Source organism: Pseudooceanicola marinus (genome assembly GCF_020177265.1).
Taxonomy (GTDB): Bacteria; Pseudomonadota; Alphaproteobacteria; order Rhodobacterales; family Rhodobacteraceae; genus Pseudooceanicola; species Pseudooceanicola marinus_A.
The window spans coordinates 55,736-75,692 of record NZ_JAIVMC010000001.1 but is presented as its reverse complement, the minus strand read 5'-3'; the positions used below and the strand labels follow the sequence as shown (position 1 = coordinate 75,692).

General features: G+C 69.4%; 19 protein-coding genes. All 19 read left to right on the top strand.

Going from position 1 to position 19,957, the window contains the following annotated elements:
• Window positions 1-244: 244 nt before the first annotated feature.
• The 19 genes from edd to LC066_RS00265 all read left to right on the top strand — a co-directional run bounded on the left by edd (window position 245) and on the right by LC066_RS00265 (window position 19,956).
• The gene (gene edd / locus LC066_RS00355; RefSeq protein ID WP_222479267.1) at window positions 245-2,050 is read left to right on the top strand and encodes a phosphogluconate dehydratase; all 1,806 of its coding nucleotides are present in this window, start codon (window positions 245-247) and stop codon (window positions 2,048-2,050) included.
• A gap of 4 nt (window positions 2,051-2,054) precedes the next feature.
• Window positions 2,055-2,702, top strand: coding sequence for a bifunctional 4-hydroxy-2-oxoglutarate aldolase/2-dehydro-3-deoxy-phosphogluconate aldolase (eda, locus tag LC066_RS00350; RefSeq protein ID WP_224896077.1), 648 nt, complete (start codon window positions 2,055-2,057; stop codon window positions 2,700-2,702).
• 144 nt (window positions 2,703-2,846) lie between these two features.
• On the top strand, window positions 2,847-4,166 hold the full coding sequence (locus LC066_RS00345; RefSeq protein ID WP_224896076.1) for a sensor histidine kinase: 1,320 nt from the start codon (window positions 2,847-2,849) through the stop codon (window positions 4,164-4,166).
• On the top strand, window positions 4,163-5,152 hold the full coding sequence (locus LC066_RS00340; RefSeq protein ID WP_224896075.1) for a HupU protein: 990 nt from the start codon (window positions 4,163-4,165) through the stop codon (window positions 5,150-5,152). The genes LC066_RS00345 and LC066_RS00340 overlap by 4 nt, the downstream gene beginning before the upstream one ends.
• Window positions 5,149-6,579: a nickel-dependent hydrogenase large subunit gene (locus LC066_RS00335; protein ID WP_224896074.1), complete on the top strand. Its 1,431-nt coding sequence runs from the start codon at window positions 5,149-5,151 to the stop codon at window positions 6,577-6,579. Before LC066_RS00340 ends, LC066_RS00335 begins: the two co-directional genes overlap by 4 nt.
• A 16-nt stretch (window positions 6,580-6,595) precedes the next feature.
• Window positions 6,596-8,896: a carbamoyltransferase HypF gene (hypF, locus tag LC066_RS00330; RefSeq protein WP_224896073.1), complete on the top strand. Its 2,301-nt coding sequence runs from the start codon at window positions 6,596-6,598 to the stop codon at window positions 8,894-8,896.
• A 191-nt stretch (window positions 8,897-9,087) separates the two neighbouring features.
• Window positions 9,088-10,182 carry a hydrogenase small subunit gene (locus tag LC066_RS00325; RefSeq protein ID WP_222479278.1) on the top strand — a complete coding sequence of 365 codons (1,095 nt, stop codon included), beginning with the start codon at window positions 9,088-9,090 and terminating at the stop codon, window positions 10,180-10,182.
• Window positions 10,183-10,185: 3 nt separating this feature from the next.
• Window positions 10,186-11,979, top strand: a complete 1,794-nt coding sequence (locus LC066_RS00320; RefSeq protein ID WP_222479280.1) for a nickel-dependent hydrogenase large subunit — start codon at window positions 10,186-10,188, stop codon at window positions 11,977-11,979.
• A gap of 14 nt (window positions 11,980-11,993) precedes the next feature.
• On the top strand, window positions 11,994-12,173 hold the full coding sequence (locus LC066_RS00315; RefSeq protein WP_224896072.1) for a hypothetical protein: 180 nt from the start codon (window positions 11,994-11,996) through the stop codon (window positions 12,171-12,173).
• Entirely contained in the window at window positions 12,170-12,940 is a 771-nt protein-coding gene (cybH, locus tag LC066_RS00310; RefSeq protein ID WP_224896071.1) for a Ni/Fe-hydrogenase, b-type cytochrome subunit, read from the top strand. Before LC066_RS00315 ends, cybH begins: the two co-directional genes overlap by 4 nt.
• 281 nt (window positions 12,941-13,221) lie before the next feature.
• Window positions 13,222-13,830: a HyaD/HybD family hydrogenase maturation endopeptidase gene (locus LC066_RS00305; RefSeq protein ID WP_224896070.1), complete on the top strand. Its 609-nt coding sequence runs from the start codon at window positions 13,222-13,224 to the stop codon at window positions 13,828-13,830.
• A 3-nt stretch (window positions 13,831-13,833) separates the two neighbouring features.
• Window positions 13,834-14,154: a HypC/HybG/HupF family hydrogenase formation chaperone gene (locus tag LC066_RS00300; protein WP_222479288.1), complete on the top strand. Its 321-nt coding sequence runs from the start codon at window positions 13,834-13,836 to the stop codon at window positions 14,152-14,154.
• Window positions 14,155-14,158: 4 nt separating this feature from the next.
• On the top strand, window positions 14,159-14,569 hold the full coding sequence (locus LC066_RS00295) for a hydrogenase accessory protein (RefSeq protein WP_224896069.1): 411 nt from the start codon (window positions 14,159-14,161) through the stop codon (window positions 14,567-14,569).
• Window positions 14,570-14,581: 12 nt separating this feature from the next.
• Complete coding sequence (locus LC066_RS00290) at window positions 14,582-15,397, top strand: hydrogenase expression/formation protein (protein WP_224896068.1); 816 nt, start codon at window positions 14,582-14,584, stop codon at window positions 15,395-15,397.
• Window positions 15,394-16,284, top strand: coding sequence for a [NiFe]-hydrogenase assembly chaperone HybE (hybE, locus tag LC066_RS00285; protein ID WP_224896067.1), 891 nt, complete (start codon window positions 15,394-15,396; stop codon window positions 16,282-16,284). The genes LC066_RS00290 and hybE overlap by 4 nt, the downstream gene beginning before the upstream one ends.
• Window positions 16,281-17,240 (top strand): hydrogenase expression/formation protein HupK, encoded by a 960-nt coding sequence (locus LC066_RS00280; protein ID WP_224896066.1) that lies wholly within the window; start codon window positions 16,281-16,283, stop codon window positions 17,238-17,240. The genes hybE and LC066_RS00280 overlap by 4 nt, the downstream gene beginning before the upstream one ends.
• Window positions 17,233-17,574: a hydrogenase maturation nickel metallochaperone HypA gene (gene hypA / locus LC066_RS00275; protein ID WP_222479299.1), complete on the top strand. Its 342-nt coding sequence runs from the start codon at window positions 17,233-17,235 to the stop codon at window positions 17,572-17,574. Before LC066_RS00280 ends, hypA begins: the two co-directional genes overlap by 8 nt.
• A 1-nt stretch (window position 17,575) precedes the next feature.
• Window positions 17,576-18,478, top strand: a complete 903-nt coding sequence (gene hypB / locus LC066_RS00270) for a hydrogenase nickel incorporation protein HypB (RefSeq protein ID WP_224896065.1) — start codon at window positions 17,576-17,578, stop codon at window positions 18,476-18,478.
• Window positions 18,478-19,956: a sigma-54-dependent transcriptional regulator gene (locus tag LC066_RS00265; RefSeq protein ID WP_224896064.1), complete on the top strand. Its 1,479-nt coding sequence runs from the start codon at window positions 18,478-18,480 to the stop codon at window positions 19,954-19,956. Before hypB ends, LC066_RS00265 begins: the two co-directional genes overlap by 1 nt.
• Window position 19,957 lies beyond the last annotated feature (1 nt).

Below are 19,957 nucleotides of genomic sequence, written 5' to 3'. Positions count from 1 at the left end.
CGCTTTTGCATGGGAAACGGGGCCGAAATGCGGCAGGCTGGGGGCATAGGAATGAAGTTGTGTACAGGTGCGTAGCGCCCCCGTATCCGCGCGCATCGGCCCAAACCACACTGCCCCGTGCGACCGGGGTGGAATCCCGCGCTGTTAGCGCTAAACTGGCCGCGATAGAGTTCCTGCCGACTCATTGGCCCCGGCCCCTCCCCAGGCCGGCGCCCCGGACGACGCCAAAGCGGAGACCCCAGCCATGTCCCTCAACCAGACCATCGCCGATGTGACCGACCGGATCATCGAACGCTCCCGAGACCGGCGCGAGGGCTACCTCGACCGGGTTGGTCGCGCGGCAGAGGCAGGCCCCGTCCGGGCCCACCTGACCTGCGGCAACCAGGCCCATGCCTACGCCGGCGTGCCGACCGACCAGGACGCGCTGGCTGGGGGACGGGCCGCCAACATCGGCATCATCAGCGCCTACAACGACATGCTGTCGGCGCATCAACCCTTCGAGAAATTCCCCGAGCTGATCCGCGCCTCGGCCCGCGCCAAGGGCGCGACGGCCCAGGTGGCGGGCGGCGTGCCCGCCATGTGCGATGGCGTGACCCAGGGCCAGCCGGGGATGGAGCTGTCGCTGTTTTCCCGCGACGTGATTGCCATGGCGGCGGGCATCGGCCTGTCGCACAACTGCTTCGACGCGGCGCTTTACCTCGGTGTCTGCGACAAGATCGTGCCGGGGCTGGTGATGGCCGCGGCGACCTTCGGCCATATCCCGGCGATCTTCCTGCCTGCCGGCCCGATGCCCTCCGGCCTGCCCAACGACGAAAAGGCCAAGGTGCGCCAGCAATTCGCCTCGGGCGAAGTGGGTCGTGACAAGCTGATGGAGGCAGAAATGGCCTCCTACCACTCCCCCGGCACCTGCACCTTCTACGGCACCGCGAACTCCAACCAGATGCTGATGGAATTCATGGGCCTGCACCTGCCGGGTGCCTCCTTCGTCAATCCGAACACGCCCCTGCGCGACGCACTGACCGTGGCGGGCACCGAACGCGCGCTGGAGATCACCGCACTCGGCAATGACTACCGTCCCGCGGGCGAGGTGTTGGACGAGAAGGCCTTCGTCAACGGCATCGTGGGTCTGATGGCCACCGGCGGCTCGACCAACCTGGTGCTGCACATGCCCGCCATGGCGCGTGCCGCGGGCATCATCCTGGCCCCGGAGGATTTCGACGCGATCTCGGCGGTCACGCCGCTGCTGGCCAAGGTCTACCCGAACGGCCTGGCGGACGTGAACCACTTCCACGCCGCGGGCGGCCTGGGCTACCTGATCGACCAGCTGCTGAACGACGGCCTGCTGCACGACGACACCAAGACCGTGGCCGGCGACGGGCTGGAGCTTTACACCCGCGAGCCGCAGATCGGCGCCGATGGCCGCCTGACCTATTCCGAGGGCGCGCGGAAATCCGAGAACGACAAGATCGTCCGCCCGGCCTCCGACCCGTTCCAGAAATCGGGCGGGCTGAAATCGCTGTCCGGTCCGCTGGGCTCGGCGATCATGAAGGTGTCCGCCGTGGCGCCCGAACGCCATGTCATCACCGCGCCGGTGCGCATCTTCCACGATCAGAACGACGTGAAGGCCGCCTTCAAGCGTGACGAGTTCACCTCTGACACCATCGTCGTGGTGCGTTTCCAGGGGCCGAAGGCCAACGGCATGCCGGAACTGCATTCCCTGACGCCCACCCTGGCGGTGCTGCAGGACCGGGGGCTGAAGGTGGCGCTCCTGACCGATGGACGCATGTCGGGCGCCAGCGGCAAGGTGCCCGCCGCCATCCACCTGTCGCCCGAGGCCGCCGACGGTGGCTGGATCGCGCGGCTGCAGGACGGCGACGTGGTAACGCTCGATGCCGTGAACGGCACCATCACCGTCGACGCCGACCTGGAAAACCGCACGCCGGTGACGCCCGACCTTTCGGCCAACAGCTTCGGCATCGGTCGCGAACTGTTCGAAACCTTTCGCCAGAACGCCTCGCCTGCCCGCGACGGTGCCTCCAACGTGGTCTGAGGAGATGTCCATGACCCCTGAATCCGCCTCCGCCGAGGCCCGCAAGATCTGTGAACTGGCCCCCGTGGTCCCCGTGCTGGTCGTGCATGACGTGGCCCATGCCCGCCCCCTGGCCGAGGCCCTAGTGGCCGGCGGCCTGCCCGCGCTGGAAGTGACCCTGCGCACCCCCGTGGCGCTCGATGTCATCGCCGAGATGGCCAAGGTCGAGGGCGGCGTCGTGGGCGCGGGATCCATCCTGACGCCCGAGCATGTGACACGGGTGATCGCCGCGGGCGCCAGGTTCGGCGTCTCCCCCGGCTCCACCGACAAGGTGCTGAGCGCCGCCGAAGAGGCCGATCTGCCGATGCTGCCCGGCGCCGCCACAGCGTCGGAGGTGATGGCGCTTCTGGAACGCGGCTATTCGGTGCAGAAGTTCTTCCCCGCCGAGATCGCCGGCGGTGCGGCGGCCATCAAGGCCATCGGCGCCCCGATCCCGGGCGTGTCCTTCTGCCCCACGGGCGGCGTCTCGCCCGGCAATGCGCAGGACTATCTGTCGCTGAAGAACATCCTCTGCGTCGGCGGCTCTTGGGTGGCACCGCAAAAGCTGGTCGAGGCCGGCGACTGGAAGGCGATCGAGGAACTGGCGCGCGAGGCGGCAAGCCTGCCGCGCTGAGCATCCGCAGCAAGGGGCAAGCGCGCCAGTGGCGCGCGGCCCGCAAACGCCAGGCGCGCCCGGCGCTTCAGACCCGGCGGTCAACGCCGCCATTTCTTTCCGTGCCCCGCTCGCCTAGACTGGCGCAAGACCACCGGGGACGGCATGAAACTCGACCTGCCTCATAACGCATTCACCGACGACGCCTGGGCCAGCGTGCTGGAGGCGGTCGACCGGTCCTATGCGGAACTGGTGGCCCACCAGGAACAGCTGGAACGGCAGAACGAAGAGCTTCAGGACCTGCGGCGCTTCATCGGCTCGGTGCTCGACTCGGTGACCGAGGTGATGGTCGTGCTGGATCGTGACGGCATGATCGAGGAGGTCTCGGCCTCCCTCGCCGAAACCACGGGTGCGCCGGCCGACAGCTATCACGGTCGCCCGGTGACCGGGCTGATGACGCCTGCCGGGGCGGAGATGCTGTCGGGCGCCCTGCGCGGCCTGCGCCTGTCGCATGCCCCCGCCCAGTTCGAAGCGGAGATCGTGACCGCCGAGGGCCCTGCCCCCTTCGAGATCGGCCTGTCGGCCCGGGTGAACGAGCGGGGCCGCGTCATGGGCGCGGTGCTGGTCGGCCGCCCCCTGGGCGAGCTGCGCCAGGCCTATTCGGAGCTGGAACAATCCCACCGCCGCCTGCAGGAGGCCCAGGCCCAGCTGGTGCGCAACGAGAAGCTGGCCTCCCTCGGGCGCCTGCTGGCCGGCGTGGCGCATGAGCTGAACAACCCGATCAGTTTCGTCTACGCCAATGCCCATGCGCTGGAGAAATACCTGGGCCGGTTCGAGGCCTATTTCGACCGGGTGCAGGGGGGCGCCGAACGTGAGGAACTGGTGCGCCTGCGCGCCGAGCTGAAGCTGGACCGGAACCTGAAGAACCTGCGCGACGCGATCCACGGGGCCCGGGACGGCGCCGAACGGGTGCGCGACATCGTGGCCGACCTGCGCCGGCTGTCGGCCGATGGCAGCGACGCCGGCGCCCCCTTCGACCTGGTGGAAACCGCGCGCGTCGCCGCTCATTGGGTCGAACGCGGGTCGAAATCGGGCATCACCGCCAGGATCACCGGACTGGACAGCCTGGAGGTCACCGGCACCGCCGGCCATGTCCAGCAGATCGTGATGAACCTTGTGCAGAACGCCATGGACGCCCTGCGCGGCGCCGAGGCCCCGGAGGTCGTGATCGACATCTCCCGCCAGGACGGCTGCGCCCGGCTGACGGTGACCGACAATGGCCCCGGTATCGCCCCGGAACACCACGCGGCGATCTTCGACCCCTTCTTCACCACCAAGCCCGTCGGCCAGGGCACCGGTCTGGGCCTGTCGATCAGCCACAAGATCGCCGAGGAACACGGTGGCCGCCTGGCCCTGCTGCCGTCGGAGCGTGGCGCCGCCTTCTGCCTGACCCTGCCGATGACCCCCGGGGAGACCTGCGAATGAACATGCTCTGGCTGCAATCGGCCGGCTGCGGCGGCTGCACCATGTCGCTTCTCTGCGCCGAGGGTCCCAATGTCTTCGAACTGCTCGCCGATGCGGGGATCGAGACGCTCTGGCACCCCTCGCTGTCGGTGGAGACCGGGGGCGAAGTGCGCCGCATCCTGGCCGCCGTGGAGGCCGGAGAGATCCCGCTCGACGTGCTTTGCGTCGAGGGTTCCGTCGTCACCGGCCCACGCGGCACCGGGCGCTATCACATGCTGGCGGGCACCGGGCGCCCGATGCTGGACTGGATCGGTGCCCTGGCGCCACTGGCGCGCGACGTGGTGGCCGTGGGCAGCTGCGCGGCCTTCGGCGGCATCACCTCTGCGGGGGGCAACCCGGCGGGCGCCATCGGGCTGGCCTATGACGGCAAGCTGCCGGGCGGCGCCCTGCCCGGCGATTTCCGCGCCCGGTCGGGCCGGCCGGTGATCAATATCGCGGGCTGCCCCACGCACCCCGACTGGATCACGGAAACCCTGCTGCTGCTGGCCGACGACCGGCTGGGCGCGGAGGACCTCGACCCGCTCGGCCGTCCCCGCTTCTTCGCCGACCACCTGGTGCACCACGGCTGCACCAAGAACGAGTTCTACGAATACAAGGCCAGCGCCCGCGAACTGTCCGAGATCGGCTGCATGATGGAACATCTGGGCTGCGTCGGCACCCAGGCGCATGGCGATTGCAACATCCGGCCCTGGAACGGCTCCGGCTCCTGCACCCGGGGCAACTATCCCTGCATCAACTGCACCGCGCCCGAGTTCGAGGAACCGCGCCACCCCTTCACCGAAACGCCGACCATCGCCGGGATCCCCGTCGGCCTGCCCTCGGACATGCCGAAGGCCTGGTTCATGGCCCTGGCCTCGCTGTCCAAGGCGGCCACGCCCCGGCGGATCGACACCAACGCCCATTCGGATCGCATCCGCATCCCGCCGGGAGGAGACACGCGCAAGTGAGCGAAAGACAACTGCTGGTCGGCCCCTTCAACCGGGTCGAGGGCGACCTGGAGATCCAGCTGGACATCCGCGACGGCCATGTGGCGGCAGCCCGGGCCAATTCGCCGCTGTTTCGTGGCTTCGAGATGATGCTGCAGGGCAAGGACCCGCGCGACGCGCTGACGATCACGCCGCGGATCTGCGGCATCTGTTCGGTCAGCCAGTCGGCGGCGGCGGCCTTCGCGCTGGCCGATGCAGGCGGCGTGCAGATGCCGCCCCAGGGCGCCCGCGCCGCCGCGATCCTGCATGCGGTGGAAAACCTGGCCGACCACGTGACCCACTTCAACCTGTTCTTCATGCCCGACTTTGCCCGCCCCGCCTATGCCGGCCGGGCCTGGCATGCAGCGGCGGTGGAGCGGTTCACCGCCCAGCAGGGCAGCGCCGTGCGCCGCGCCGCCGAGGCGCGCGCGCAGCTTTTCCATATCGCGGGGACTCTCGGGGGCAAGTGGCCGCATACGCTGGCCATCCAGCCGGGCGGCGTGACCCGCGCCCCCGATGCCCGCGATCGCATCCGCATCCTGTCGGTCCTGCGTGGCCACCGCCGCTACCTCGAAGAGGTGCTTCTGGGCGGCGCACCGGAGGCCTTCGCAGCACTTGACGACATCGCGTCGCTGGAAAGCTGGGAGGCAGGCGATGCCGGCCTCTTCCTGCGCATCGCCGCCGACCTGGGGCTGGCGCAAGCGGGCCGTGGCCCCGGGCGCTACCTCTCAGCCGGCGCCTACCCGCTGGCCGAGGGGCGCGCCCTGGCGGCCGGGGTCTGGGAGGACGGCGCTCTGTCCCCCTTCGATCCGGCGCAGATCGCCGAGGACCTGTCCCATGCCTGGATGCTGGGCGAGACGGCCCACCCCCAGGCCGGGCGGACCGAACCGGACGAGGACATGCGCGAGACGGCCTATTCCTGGTGCAAGGCCCCGCGCCTGGGCGGCCGCACCGTGGAGGTGGGCGCCCTGGCCCGGCAGATCGTGGACGGCCATCCGCTGGCGCGCGCCCTGGCGGCAGAAGGCGGCGTGCGTGCCCGCATCGCCGGCCGCCTGCTGGAGATCGCGCGCACCCAGATCCTGCTGGAGGAACTGGCCCGCGACCTGGATCCCGACGCCCGCTTCATGGATCCGGCCCCGACCCTGCGCGAGGGCACCGGCACCGGTCTGCTGGAAGCCGCGCGCGGCGCCCTGGGCCATTGGCTCCGGGTCGAAAACGGGCGCATCGCCTCCTACCAGATCATCGCGCCGACCACCTGGAACTTCTCCCCCCGCGATGCCGCGGGCACCCCGGGCCCGGTCGAGGCCGCGCTGGTCGGTGCCCCCGTGGGCGCCGAGGAGGACACGCCCCTGTCGGTGCAGCATATCGTGCGCAGTTTCGATCCCTGCATGGTCTGCACCGTGCACTGACGGACCGGGGACAACGATGGACCAGGGCTATCTTCTTCGCGTACGCGGCCAGGTGCAGGGGGTCGGTTTTCGCCCCCATTGCTGGCAGCTGGCCCGACGCATGGGCCTGCGCGGCTGGGTCCTGAACGATGCCGAAGGGGTGCTGATCGCGGTGGCCGGCCCCCGGGCCGGTGACTTCGCCGCCGCCCTTCAGGCCGACGCCCCGCCCCTGGCGCGGATCGAGGCGATCGAGGTCACGCCGCATCGCTTCGACAATAGCTCCGACCCCGGCCCGGGGTTCGAGATCCGCGCCTCCGGCGGGCCGGGCGCCGAAACCCGAGTGACACCCGACGCCGCCACCTGCCCCGATTGCCTGGCGGAGATCCGGGGCACAGGGCGCCGCGCCGGTTATGCCTTCACCAACTGCACCAACTGCGGGCCGCGGTTCACCATCGTCACCGGCCTGCCCTATGACCGGGCGCAGACCACAATGGCCCCCTTCGCGCTCTGTCCCGCCTGCCGGGCGGAGTACGTGGATCCGGCAGACCGCCGCTTTCACGCCCAGCCCGTGGCCTGCCCCGCCTGCGGCCCGCGCGCCTGGCTGGCCACCCGCGACGGGGCCGAGGTGCCGGGTGAGGCGATCGCGCTGGCCGCGGACCGGCTGCGCGCGGGGGAGGTCCTGGCGATCAAGGGGTTGGGCGGCTACCACCTGTGCTGCGACGCCACCAACGCCGCGGCCATCCAGCGTCTGCGCGCGCGCAAGCACCGGCCGACCAAACCGCTGGCCCTGATGGCGCCGCTGGCGCTGATCCGGCGTCACGCGACAGTGTCCGACGCCGCCGCCACCCGGCTGGCGGACCCCGCCGCCCCGATCCTGCTGCTGCCCCGCGCGGGAATGCCCCTGCCCGACAGCCTGGCGCCGGGGCTGGACGAGCTGGGCTGGATGCTGCCCGCCACGCCGCTGCACCACCTGCTGTCCGACGCCATGGCGCGCCCGCTGGTGATGACCTCCGGCAACCTCTCGGGCGAGCCGCAGGCCATCGGCAACGACGAGGCCCGCGCCACCCTGGGCGGGATCGCCGAGGCCTTCGTGCAGCATGACCGCGCGATCGCCCGCCGCCTCGACGACCAGGTGGAGCGGATGAGCCCGCGCGGCCCCGTCGTGCTGCGTCGCGGGCGCGGGTCGGTGCCCGGCACCCTGCCCCTGCCCCCCGGCCTGCCGGACGGCCAGGTTCTGGCCTGTGGCGGACAGATGAAATCGGCGATCTGCCTGGTGAAATCAGGCCGCGCGCTGCTGTCGCATCACTTGGGAGAGTTGGACGCGCCGCTGACCTGGCAGGCCTTCCAGCAGGCCGATGGCGACTATGCCGGGCTGTTCGATCACGCGCCGGAGGCGGTGGCGGTGGACCGGCACCCCGACTTCCGTGCCTCGCAACACGGGGCCGAACGCGCCCGGGCCGCCGGCCTACCGCTGGTCCGGGTTCAGCACCACCACGCCCACATGGCCGCCTGCATGGCCGAGGCAGGCTGGGGGGCGGAGGACGGGCCCGTGGCCGGCATTATCCTCGACGGGCTGGGCCTGGGCGACGATGGCACGATCTGGGGGGGCGAGATCCTTCTGGGCGGCTACGCCGGTGCACGTCGTGCCGCGGCGCTGGCCCCGGCGCCGCTACCTGGCGGGGACCGAGCGCAGGCGGAACCCTGGCGCAACGCGCTGATGCGCCTCGACGCGGCAGGCCTCGGCTCGGCGGCCGACCGGCTGTTCCCGGATGCGCCGCGCGCCCTGCTGCGCCAGGCCGCCAGCTCCGGCATGAACGCGCCGCTCTCCTCCTCTGTCGGGCGCCTATTTGACGCGGCGGCGGCCTGCCTGGGAATCTGCCCGGACGCGCAGGGCTACGAAGGCGAGGCCGCGATGCGGCTGGAGGCCCTGGCGGGCCGCGCCCGCGATGTCGAGACGCCCCGTTGGGACCTGGCAGAGATCACCGACGCCGGCACGCTGGACCCCGCGCCGCTGTTCCACGGGCTGATCGAGGGGTTAGCACGCGGTACCTCCGAGGCGGCGCTGGCGCGGGGCGTGCACCTGTGGATCGCGGCCAGCTTCGCCCGCCCGGCCCGCGCCCTGGTGGCACGCGGAGAGGCCCGCGCCGTGGCCCTGTCGGGGGGCTGTTTCCAGAACGCCCTGCTGACGGAGATGATCGCCGAGGCGCTCTCCGACCTGCGGGTTCTGCACCACGCCCGGGTGCCGGCGGGGGACGGCGGCCTGGCCCTGGGTCAGGCGGTCATCGCCTTGGCCCGGCGCGGGACCGACTGGAAAGACCCTGACCGGATCACCTGGTAGCCCGGAAGCGCCGCTCCCGCAGAAACCGGGCGCCGCAGCGCGGAAAATCACGCTAATCCATTGAGAATATGTCGATAAAAAGGTGACCCCCCGGGCTCCACTTTCTCCTCCGCATACGCCGGCATACGCGCGAAAACGGATCCACTCCGGGCGGTGCCCCGCCCGTTCCAAAGGACCGGAGGAGACGCCACGTGACACAGATCGAGACCTTCTACGACGTGATGCGCCGGCAGGGGATCACCCGCCGCAGCTTCATGAAGTACTGCTCGCTGACCGCAGCCGCCCTGGGACTGGGCCCCAGTTTCGTGCCCAAGATAGCCCATGCGATGGAGACGAAGCCGCGCACGCCCGTCATCTGGGTGCACGGGCTGGAATGCACCTGCTGCTCGGAAAGCTTCATCCGCAGCGCGCACCCGCTGGCCAAGGATGTGGTGCTGTCGATGATCAGCCTCGACTATGACGACACGCTGATGGCCGCCGCCGGGCATCAGGCTGAAGCGGCGCTGGAAGACACCATCCAGAAGTACAAGGGCAACTACATCCTGGCCGTGGAGGGCAACCCGCCCTTGGACGAGGACGGCATGTTCTGCATCGTCGGCGGCAAACCCTTCGTCGAACAGCTGCGCCATGCCGCGAAGGACGCCAAGGCGATCATCAGCTGGGGCGCCTGCGCCAGCTACGGCTGCGTCCAGGCAGCGAAACCGAACCCGACGCGCGCCACGCCGGTGCACAAGGTCATCACCGACAAGCCGATCATCAAGGTGCCGGGCTGTCCGCCGATCGCCGAGGTGATGACCGGCGTCATCACCTACATGCTGACCTTCGACCGCCTGCCGGAGCTGGACCGTCAGGGCCGCCCGGCGATGTTCTACGGCCAGCGGATCCACGACAAGTGCTACCGCCGTCCGCATTTCGACGCCGGTCAGTTCGTCGAACACTGGGACGACGAGAACGCGCGCAAGGGCTATTGCCTCTACAAGATGGGCTGCAAGGGTCCGACCACCTACAACGCCTGTTCCACCGTGCGCTGGAACGAGGGCACCAGCTTCCCCATCCAGTCGGGCCATGGCTGCATCGGCTGTTCCGAGGACGGGTTCTGGGACCAGGGCAGTTTCTACAACCGCGTCACCGACCTGACCCAGTTCGGGGTGGAGGCGAACGCCGACAAGGTGGGCCTGGCCGCTGCCGGTGTCGTCGGCGGGGGCATCGCCCTGCACGCCGCCGTCTCGGCGCTGAAATCGGCCCAACGCAAGACACAGGACACCCGGTCCAAGGAGGAGGTGTAAGCCATGGTTCTCGACACGCCCAACGGCTTTTCGCTCGACAATTCCGGTCGCCGCATCGTCGTCGACCCGGTGACCCGCATCGAGGGGCACATGCGCTGCGAAGTGAACGTGGATGACGAGGGGGTCATCCGCAACGCCGTTTCCACCGGCACAATGTGGCGCGGGCTGGAGGTGATCCTGAAGGGCCGCGATCCGCGCGACGCCTGGGCCTTCACCGAACGGATCTGCGGTGTCTGCACCGGCACCCACGCGCTGACCTCGGTGCGCGCGGTCGAGGATGCCCTTGGCATCCAGATCCCCGACAACGCCAACTCGATCCGCAACATGATGCAGCTGGCGCTGGAAATCCACGACCACGTCGTCCACTTCTACCACCTGCACGCGCTGGACTGGGTGAACCCGATCAACGCCCTGCGCGCCGATCCCCGCGCCACCTCCGAGTTGCAGCAGACCGTGGGGCCGAACCATCCGCTGTCCAGCCCGGGCTATTTCCGCGACGTGCAGAACCGGCTGAAGAAGTTCGTCGAAAGCGGTCAGCTGGGCCTGTTCAAGAATGGCTACTGGGACAACCCGGCCTACAAGCTGCCGCCCGAGGCGGACCTGATGGCAACGACGCATTATCTCGAGGCGCTCGATCTTCAGAAGGAGATCGTGAAGATCCACACGATCTTCGGCGGCAAGAACCCCCATCCCAACTGGCTGGTGGGTGGCGTGCCCTGCCCGATCAACGTCCATTCCACCGGCGCGGTCGGCGCGATCAACATGGAACGGCTGAACCTGGTGTCGTCGATCATCGACAAGACGCAGGAATTCAACCGCAACGTCTACATCCCCGACGTGAAGGCCATCGGCGGTTTCTACCGCAACTGGCTCTACGGCGGCGGGCTGTCCTCGCAGGCCTGCCTGGCCTATGGCGACATCCCCGAGCACCCCAACGATTTCTCGCCCGAACAGCTGCATCTGCCGCGCGGCGCGATCATCAACGGCAACCTGAACGAGGTGCTGGACGTCGATCCGCGCGACCCCGAACAGGTGCAGGAATTCGTTGACCATTCCTGGTACACCTATGGCGAGCCGGGCCGGGGCCTGCACCCGTGGGACGGGGTGACCGAGGCGCAGTACGAGTTGGGCCCCAATGCCAAGGGCACCCGCACCAATATCGAGGAGCTGGACGAGGCGGCGAAATATTCCTGGATCAAGGCGCCGCGCTGGCGCGGCCACGCGATGGAGGTGGGCCCGCTGGCGCGCTACATCATCGGCTATGCCCAGGGGCACGAGGACATCAAGGACCAGGTCGACGGGCTTCTGCGCGACATGGACCTACCGTTCGACGCCATCTTCTCCACCCTGGGGCGTACCGCCGCACGGGCGCTGGAATCCGAATACTGCGGCCGTCTGCAGCGCCACTTCTTCGACAAGCTGGTGCAGAACATCAAGAACGGCGACGAGACGACGGCCAACATCGAGAAATGGGATCCCTCCACCTGGCCCGCAGAGGCCAAGGGCGTGGGCATGACCGAGGCGCCGCGCGGCGCGCTTGGCCACTGGATCCGCATCAAGGACGGGCGCATCGAGAACTACCAATGCGTCGTGCCCACCACCTGGAACGGCAGCCCCCGCGACGTTCAGGGCAACATCGGTGCCTTCGAGGCCAGCCTGATGAACACGCCCATGGAACGCCCCGAGGAACCGGTGGAGATCCTGCGCACCCTGCACAGCTTCGATCCCTGCCTGGCCTGCTCGACCCACGTGATGTCGCCCGACGGCGACGAACTGACCGAAGTCAAGGTTCGCTGAGGGAGGAACAGCACATGACACGTCTTGCAATCCTGACCGCCGCAGGCGCCCTGGTCCCCCTGCCCGGGGTGGCCCTGGCCCACGGGCTGCACGGCCCGGTCTCCGATCACGCCGCGGCCCATGCCTGGCCCGTGCTCGTGCTGGCCGCCGTCGCGGTGGTGTCGCTGCTGGTGCTGCGGAGGGCGCGGAAATGACCGGCGCGGCAGGCTCTTCCGGGCAGCCTGCGGGAGGCCGCCCGCCCCTCGGCACCGCCGACGCCGGTCACACGGGCCAGCACCACGTCACCCGCCAGACCTCGATCTACGTCTACGAATGGCCGGTGCGCCTGTGGCACTGGATCAACGCCGCCGCCATCCTGGTGCTGATCGTCACCGGCTGGTTCATCGGCTCGCCACCGCCTTCGATGCAGATCGGCGAGGCGACACACCAGTTCGTCTTCGGCTACATCCGCTTTGCCCATTTCGCCGCCGGAATGATCATGACCGTAGGCTTCTTCGGGCGCATCTACTGGGCCTTCGTCGGCAATCACCATGCACGGCAGATGTTCTACCTGCCCCTGGCCCGCAAGAGCTGGTGGCAGGAGATCTGGCACGAGATGAAGTGGTACGCCTTCATCGAGAAGACCCCGAAGAAGTACATCGGGCACAACCCGCTGGCGCAGATCGCCATGTTCTTCTTCATGACCGTGGGCCTGACCTTCATGATCGTGACGGGCTTCGCCCTTTATGCCGAAGGGGTCGGCCAGGGCAGCTGGCTCGACGCGATCTTCGGGCCGCTGCGCGACTGGATCGGCAACAGCCAGGTCCTGCATTCGCTGCATCATCTGGGCATGTACGCGATCCTGGTCTTCATGATGATCCACATCTACGCGGCCATCCGCGAAGACATCATGTCGCGTCAGTCCATGGTCTCGACCATGATCTCGGGCCACCGCACCTTCAAGGACGACGCACCGGAGTGACCGTTTCGCGAGTCGGGTGGAAAGAGGATGGCGGTCCCTGCGGGGGCCGCCATTTTCGTTGGCATATTGCACTTTTCGCTTGAGATACAAAGTGGAAAGTTCGTGACCACTTTTGACAGCGGCCAGAAGTGCGAAAAGGAATATTTAACAAATACTTTCAGACCCTTAACTCCTTCGCGTCTGGACCGGCATTTCCCTGTCCAGATGGTCGCACCAGGCCTAGATTGGCCCACACCCACGGGGAAGAGGAGCCCCGTCGAAGACCAGCGGAGGCGCATCACATGACAGGCAAGGCCCTGATCCTCGGCATCGGCAACGTGCTCTGGGCGGATGAAGGATTTGGCGTGCGCTGCGTCGAAGAACTTGCCCGCACGCTGTCCTACGGGCCCGAGGTGCAGATCCTCGACGGCGGCACGCAAGGCCTATACCTGCTGCCCTTCCTCGAAGAGGTCGACGCCATGGTCGTCTTCGACGCGGTCGACTACGGCCTGGCGCCAGGCACGATGAAGGTCGTCGAAGGCGAGGAGGTGCCCGCCTTCATGGGCGCCAAGAAGATGTCGCTGCACCAGACCGGGTTCCAGGACGTGATCGCCACAGCGCAGCTCATGGGCTGCTGCCCGGCCGAAATCGTGCTGATCGGCTGCCAGCCGGTCGAGCTGGAGGATTACGGCGGCGGCCTGCGCCCTGCCACCGCCGCGCGCATCCCCGACGCCATCGCCATCGCCCGCGACTGGCTGGCTGCCCGTGGCCACCACGCCAGCGCGGGCCAGACCCGCACCGACGACCTGGCCGACGCCTCGCTGCGGCGCGAGAACTACGAGGGCAATCGCCCCTCGGAGACGGAGGCCTGCCGCACCGGCGACGCCCGTTTCTTCCCGGCGGAGCCCTGAGCCATGTGCGTCGGCATCCCCATGCAGATCCTCGACTGCGACGGCATCGCCGCGACCGCCGCCGATGGCGACCGCGAGGTGCTGATCGACCTGTCACTGACCGGCCCGCTGCCCCGGGGCACCTGGGTGCTGACCTTCCTCGGCACCGCCCGCGCGGTTTTGCCGGAGGCGGAGGCGCACCTGATCCTCGATGCGCTGCAGGGCCTGCGCGACATCATGGCCGGTGGCACCGGCGGCGACGCCTTCGCCGATCTGGACGCCCGCACGCCGCAGCTTCCCCCGCATCTTGCCGCGGCCCAGGCCAGCGGCCGAACCGAAGGATGACCCGATGACCCACCCTCTCGTGACACGCCTGACCGAGGAGTTCGGCTTCCCCGCCTTCGAGGATCGCGCCGCCTTCGACGCCTGGCGCGACCGCCCCGGGGTCCAGGTGGCCTTCGTCCCCGGCGACGCCGCGCGCAACCTGGAAACGCCCGACGTGGCGGTGATCCTGCCCGAGCTGCACATGACCTTTCAGCGGGCCTTCGACGTCTGCGTCGTGGGCGACGGGATCGAGCGGGAGCTGCGCAACGAGACCGGCGTGCTGAAGACGCCCTCGCTGATCTTCTTCCGCGACGGGATCTGTCTGGGCGGGATCGCCCGGGTGCGCGACTGGGACGATTACATGGCGCGCATTCCGCGCTTCCTGGCCGCCCGTCCCGCCGCCGAAGCCCCCGCCGTCCCGACCCCCGCCGCCTAAGGAGAGGCCAAGATGCAGAACTTCCACATGCCCCCCACGGGCTACGGCCCCGGCTCCCAGACCGCCGAGGATGGCGAGGAACTCGAATACCTGCCTATGCCGCAGGACATGCGCACCTATTCCGCGCATCTGCCCGAGGTCGAGGAGGCCCCGGCGGCAGCGCTGGCGATGCTGGACGCCCTGGCCGAGGCCTGTGACCGGGTGGCCGCCGGCGGCGCGCCGGAACGGTTCGACCTGTCGACGATGGAGGCCCGCGCCCGCGCCGTGATGGCCGAGACCCTGGGCGAGGGCGAGGTGGCGATGAAGATCCGCGGCATCCCGGCGATCCGCGTGCAGGAAAGCGTCTTTGCTGGGGTCTGGTCGCTGACCGGCGCGGGCGTCGACCTGGTCGAGGTGGCCCAGGTGCCCGCCGCCGCCATCGACCGCGCCGCAGACCCCTACCGCCCCGCCACCGGCGACGCCCCCGGGCCCGGCGTGGTCAACGCCCCCGCGCTGCTGGTGGAGCTGCAGGACCACGCCGCCAACCGGCAAGTCGCGCATCACGTCATCAACCTGTCGCTGCTGCCCCATACCGAAGAGGACCTGGCCTGGCTGGCCGCGCGCCTGGGCGAAGGCTCCGTCGATATCCTGTCGCGCGGCTATGGCAACTGCCGCGTCACCGCCACCGCCCTGCCGCGCTGCTGGCATGTGCAGTTCTACAACTCCACCGATCAGCTGATCCTCGACACCTACGAGATCACCGCCATGCCCGAGGTCGCCCTCGCCGCAGGCGAGGATCTGTCGGACAGCGCCGAGCGGCTGCGCGAAGTACGGGAGGCGATCCGATGAGCGCCACAAGCCCCGCGCCCGTCGCGACCTTCGAGGGCTCCTACCTCGGCGCGCAGGACAAGATTTCCGACCAGGCGATCATGGAATGCAAGGTCTGCTGGACCCCCTACGATCCGGCAGACGGCGACGACAGCCGCCAGGTGGACCCCGGCACGCCGTTTTCGGCCCTGCCCGAGGACTGGACCTGCCCGACCTGCTCGGCCCCGGCTGAACAGTTCATGGTGCTGGAGGATCCCGGCGCCGCCGAGATGCGCGAGGCGGCCCGCATCGCCGCCGTGACCGCCCGGCTGGTGGATGATTTCACCGAGGTCTGGCATGCCAAGATGCGGGACGTGCCGCTGGTCAACAAGTCGCTGCAGGTGGAGGCCGTGGGCTTTCGCGCCTGGCAGGAGCAGATCCTGGGCGTGCTGATCTCGCCCTGGTTCATGAACCTGGTGCTCTTGCCCGACGGCGACAGCTGGGACCTGGTGCCGGGCGAGAAGGAGGTGATCTCCTTCCCCTCGGGCGATTACGAATTCCTGCACAACACCCGCCCGGCCATCGGCAGCTACAAGGCGTGTTCGCTGTTCTCGCCCATGGGCGATTTCACCCGCCAGAAAGACGCCACCGACGTCGCCCGCGCGGTGATGATCGCGATCTTCGACGAGGCCAACCGCGCCGAAACCGACCGAAGCGCCGACATCCGCGCCGCCCGTGAGGCGGAACTGGAGGCGGCGGCAAGCGCCGAAGCCGGGACGGACGGCCCCGAGGCACCGCCGGTCCCGATCCTCACCGATCGGCCCAGCCGCCGCGCGGTGTTGACCGCGGGGCTGGCGGAGGAGGCCCCTGCCCCATCCGACGCGCCCGAGGCCACCCCATCGGATATCACGGCGGATCCGGACAGATGAACGCCATGGTCGCCGCCCCCTCTGGCCTGCGCCTGCGGCGCCCCCCGGCGCTGCCGGTGGCCCGGCTGGTGATCGGCAAGCGCGTGGAGGAGGTCGAGGCCCTGCTGCCCCGGATCTTCGCCCTGTGCCGCAACGCCCAGACCGCCGCGGTTCAGGGCGCCTTGGGGCGGCTCGACGCGGCCACCGTGCAACCGGCGCTGCGTGGCATCGCCGAGGAAATGCTGCGCGACAACCTGCTGAAGTTTCTCCAGTCCTGGCCCCGCCTGCTGGGGCTCACCCCGCGCGACCTGGACCTTCTGCACGCGCCGCCGGACTGGATCGCCCTGTCGCTTTTCGGCTCGGCGGGCCGTCTGCCGACGCGCCCGGCCGACATGGCCGCCTTCCTGGGCTCCGGCCAGGGTATCGCGCCGGTCCTGGCCGGTATCGACGCCGCCTTCGGCCCGGGCGAGGGTGTGGCGGAGGGACTGCCCCTGGCCTCGGCTGCGAATGCCTGGGACGGCGCCATCGACAATGGCCCGGCCGCACGCCATGCGACACACCCCGCCATGGCCGCGTTGGAGGCCCTTGGCCGAGGCCCCTTGTGGCGCGCCCTCGGCCGGGCTTACGATACGGAAAGCGCGCTGCGCTGCGCCCTGCCCGCGATCCACTGCCCCGCCCCCGGCACGGCCATCGTGCCCGCGACGAGGGGCGCCTATGCCATCCGCATTGCCCAGAAGGAGGGGATCGTGACGGAGTTCGAACGCATCACGCCCACCTGCTCCCTGCTGGCGCCGGGCGGTGTGGCGGACCGGGCCCTGGCCAGCCTGCCCGGCGGCGCCGAAGACCGCGCGCCGCTGCTGCTGGATATCCTCGATCCCTGCACCCCGGTCCAACTGGAGGCGACCCACGGGTCCCCCGTTCCGCCCCCCGCCCCCGTCTGCGACGCCGCCCCCGCCGAGGAGGCGCCCGATGCATGAGATGGCGCTGTGCGAAGGGATCCGCCGCGTGGTGGATCAGGCCGCGAACCGCCCCGATGTGACCCGCGTCACCCGGGTCCGGCTGGAGATCGGCCAGTTCGCCGGCGTGGAAAAAGCCGCGCTCTCCTTCGCCTGGGAGGTCGTGATGCGCGGCTCCAAGGCCGAGGGTGCGGATCTCGTGATGATCGACCTGCCCGGAAAGGCGCTGTGCTACGACTGCATGGAAGAGGTCGAGATCCCCGAACGCCTGTCGCCCTGCCCGCGTTGCGGCGGCGGCAAGCTGCTGCCCCAAGGCGGCGATGAAATGCAGATCAAGGACATGGAGGTGCTCTGATATGTGCACTGTTTGCGGTTGTGGTGACGCCAGCGTCGCCGGTCATTCCCACGATCACGATCACGATCACGGGCACGATCATGGCCATGCTCACACGCATGGCCACGGGCATTCCCACGACCATGCGCATCATCACCACGGGCACCATCACCACGGCGCCGCGGGTGATCTGCATTTTGGCCAGGGGCCTGCAGGCACCGAGGTGGCCGGCATGTCGCAGGAACGCCTGATCGAGATCGAGACCGGCATCCTCAGCCAGAATGATGCCCATGCGGCCCGCAATCGTGCCCGCCTGGCCGAGCTGGGCGCCTATGCCGTCAACCTCGTCTCCTCCCCCGGGTCGGGCAAGACCACGCTTCTGTGCGCCACGATCCGCGCCATGCAGGCGGCGCCAAACGCAGGCCCCGTCGCGGTGATCGAGGGCGACCAGCAGACCACCAACGACGCCGACCGCATCCGCGCCACCGGCGCCCCGGCGGTGCAGGTCAACACCGGCAAGGGCTGTCACCTGGACGGGCACATGGTGGGCCACGCGATGGAGCATCTCGGCCTGGCGCCCGACAGCACGCTGTTCATCGAGAACGTCGGCAACCTGGTCTGCCCTGCGGCTTTCGACCTGGGCGAGGATGCCAAGGTGGCGATCCTGTCGGTGACCGAGGGCGAGGACAAGCCGCTGAAATATCCCGACATGTTCACCGCCTCGCGCCTGGCGCTGCTGAACAAGACCGACCTGGCCCCCCATTGCGACGTCGATCTAGATCTCTACGAGGCCAACCTGCGCCGCGTGAACCCGGTGATCGAGGTCATCCGCGTCTCCGCCCGCACGGGTGAGGGGCTGGACCGCTGGATCGCCTGGCTGCGTGGCGAAGCGGCGGCGAAACGCATCCGCATGGCGGCCGAGTGATGGCCGAGGCACAGCTGCCCACCGTGCTGGTCGTCGATGACGAACCGCATTCCGTCGCCGCCATGCGCATGGCGCTGGAGGATGATTTCACTGTCCTGGAGGCGACCAGCGCCGAGGAAGCCTGGGCGCAGATGGAACAGCACTGGGTGCACGTGGTGATCTCGGACCAGCGGATGCCGGGCGAGACGGGCGTGGGCCTGCTGACCCGGGTGCGCGACCGCTGGCCCGACACGGTGCGCATCATTGTCACCGGCTACACCGAAAGCGGCGACATGATCGACGCGATCAACGAGGCCGGCATCTACCAGTTCATCACCAAGCCCTGGCATCCCGACCAGTTGCTGATGGCCGTCAACAATGCGGCGCGGCTGTTCGAGCTGGCGCGCGATCATGAACGCATGACGCTGGAGATGCGCTATCTCGGCACCGCCGCCGCTGCGCGGACCGAGGAACGCCGCCAGATCCTGCAGGCCGGGCTGGGCTTCGACAAGGTGCTGCGCGGGCCGAACTCGCCTCTGAACGCCACCATCGCCCGCGCCCGGCATTTCGCCAGCTTCGACGTTCCGGTGCTGATCACCGGCGAGCCGGGCACCGGCAAGACGGAGCTGGCCCGTGCCATCCACTACGGGTCCCTGCGGGCCGAACGGCCCTTCTTCGAACTGAACTGCGCGGGCCTTGGCGACGAGGTGCTGGCGGCAGAGCTGTTCGGCGCCCGCCGCGGCGCCCTGCCGGGCAGCCCGCAGACCCGCACCGGCCTGCTGCAGAAGGCGGTGCGCGGCACGGTCTTCCTCAACGGGATCGACACCCTGTCGCCCGCCATGCAGATGGCGCTCTGGCGGGTTGTGACCGAAGGCGCTTTCCAGCCCTATGGCGCGCATGAGACGCTGACCACCAACGCCCGCATCCTGGCCGGCAGCCACCGCGACTTGCGCGCCATGGTTGCCGAAGGGCGGTTCCGCAGCGACCTTTATTACGCGCTGCAGGTCACCGAGCTGGCCCTGCCGCCCCTGCGGGCGCGCGCCGACGACATCGTGCTGCTGGCCGAACGCTTCCTGCACGAGGCGGCGCAGGAGCATGGCAAGCCCGCGCGCGGGTTTGCCCCTGATGCCGCCGCCTTCCTCGAAGGCTACGACTGGCCCGGCAACCTGCCCGAGCTGCGCAACGAGGTGACGCGGATGCTGATCCTGGCGCAGGATGTCACCCTGGGCGCCGACCTGATCTCGCGGCCCATCCTGCAGGCCCGCGACCCGCGCGAGGGCGCCCCCCAGGCCGCCCCGGACTTCAGCCAGCTGGACGGCACGCTGAAGGAACGGGTGGAGATCATGGAGATGCGCATCCTGGGAGAGACCCTGACCCGGCTGCGCTGGAACAAGTCGCGCGCCGCCGCCGAGCTGGGCCTGTCCCGCGTCGGCCTGCGCGCCAAGCTGGACCGCTACGGGATCGAACCCCATGCGTCCGTGTCATCCGAGGAGGACTAGC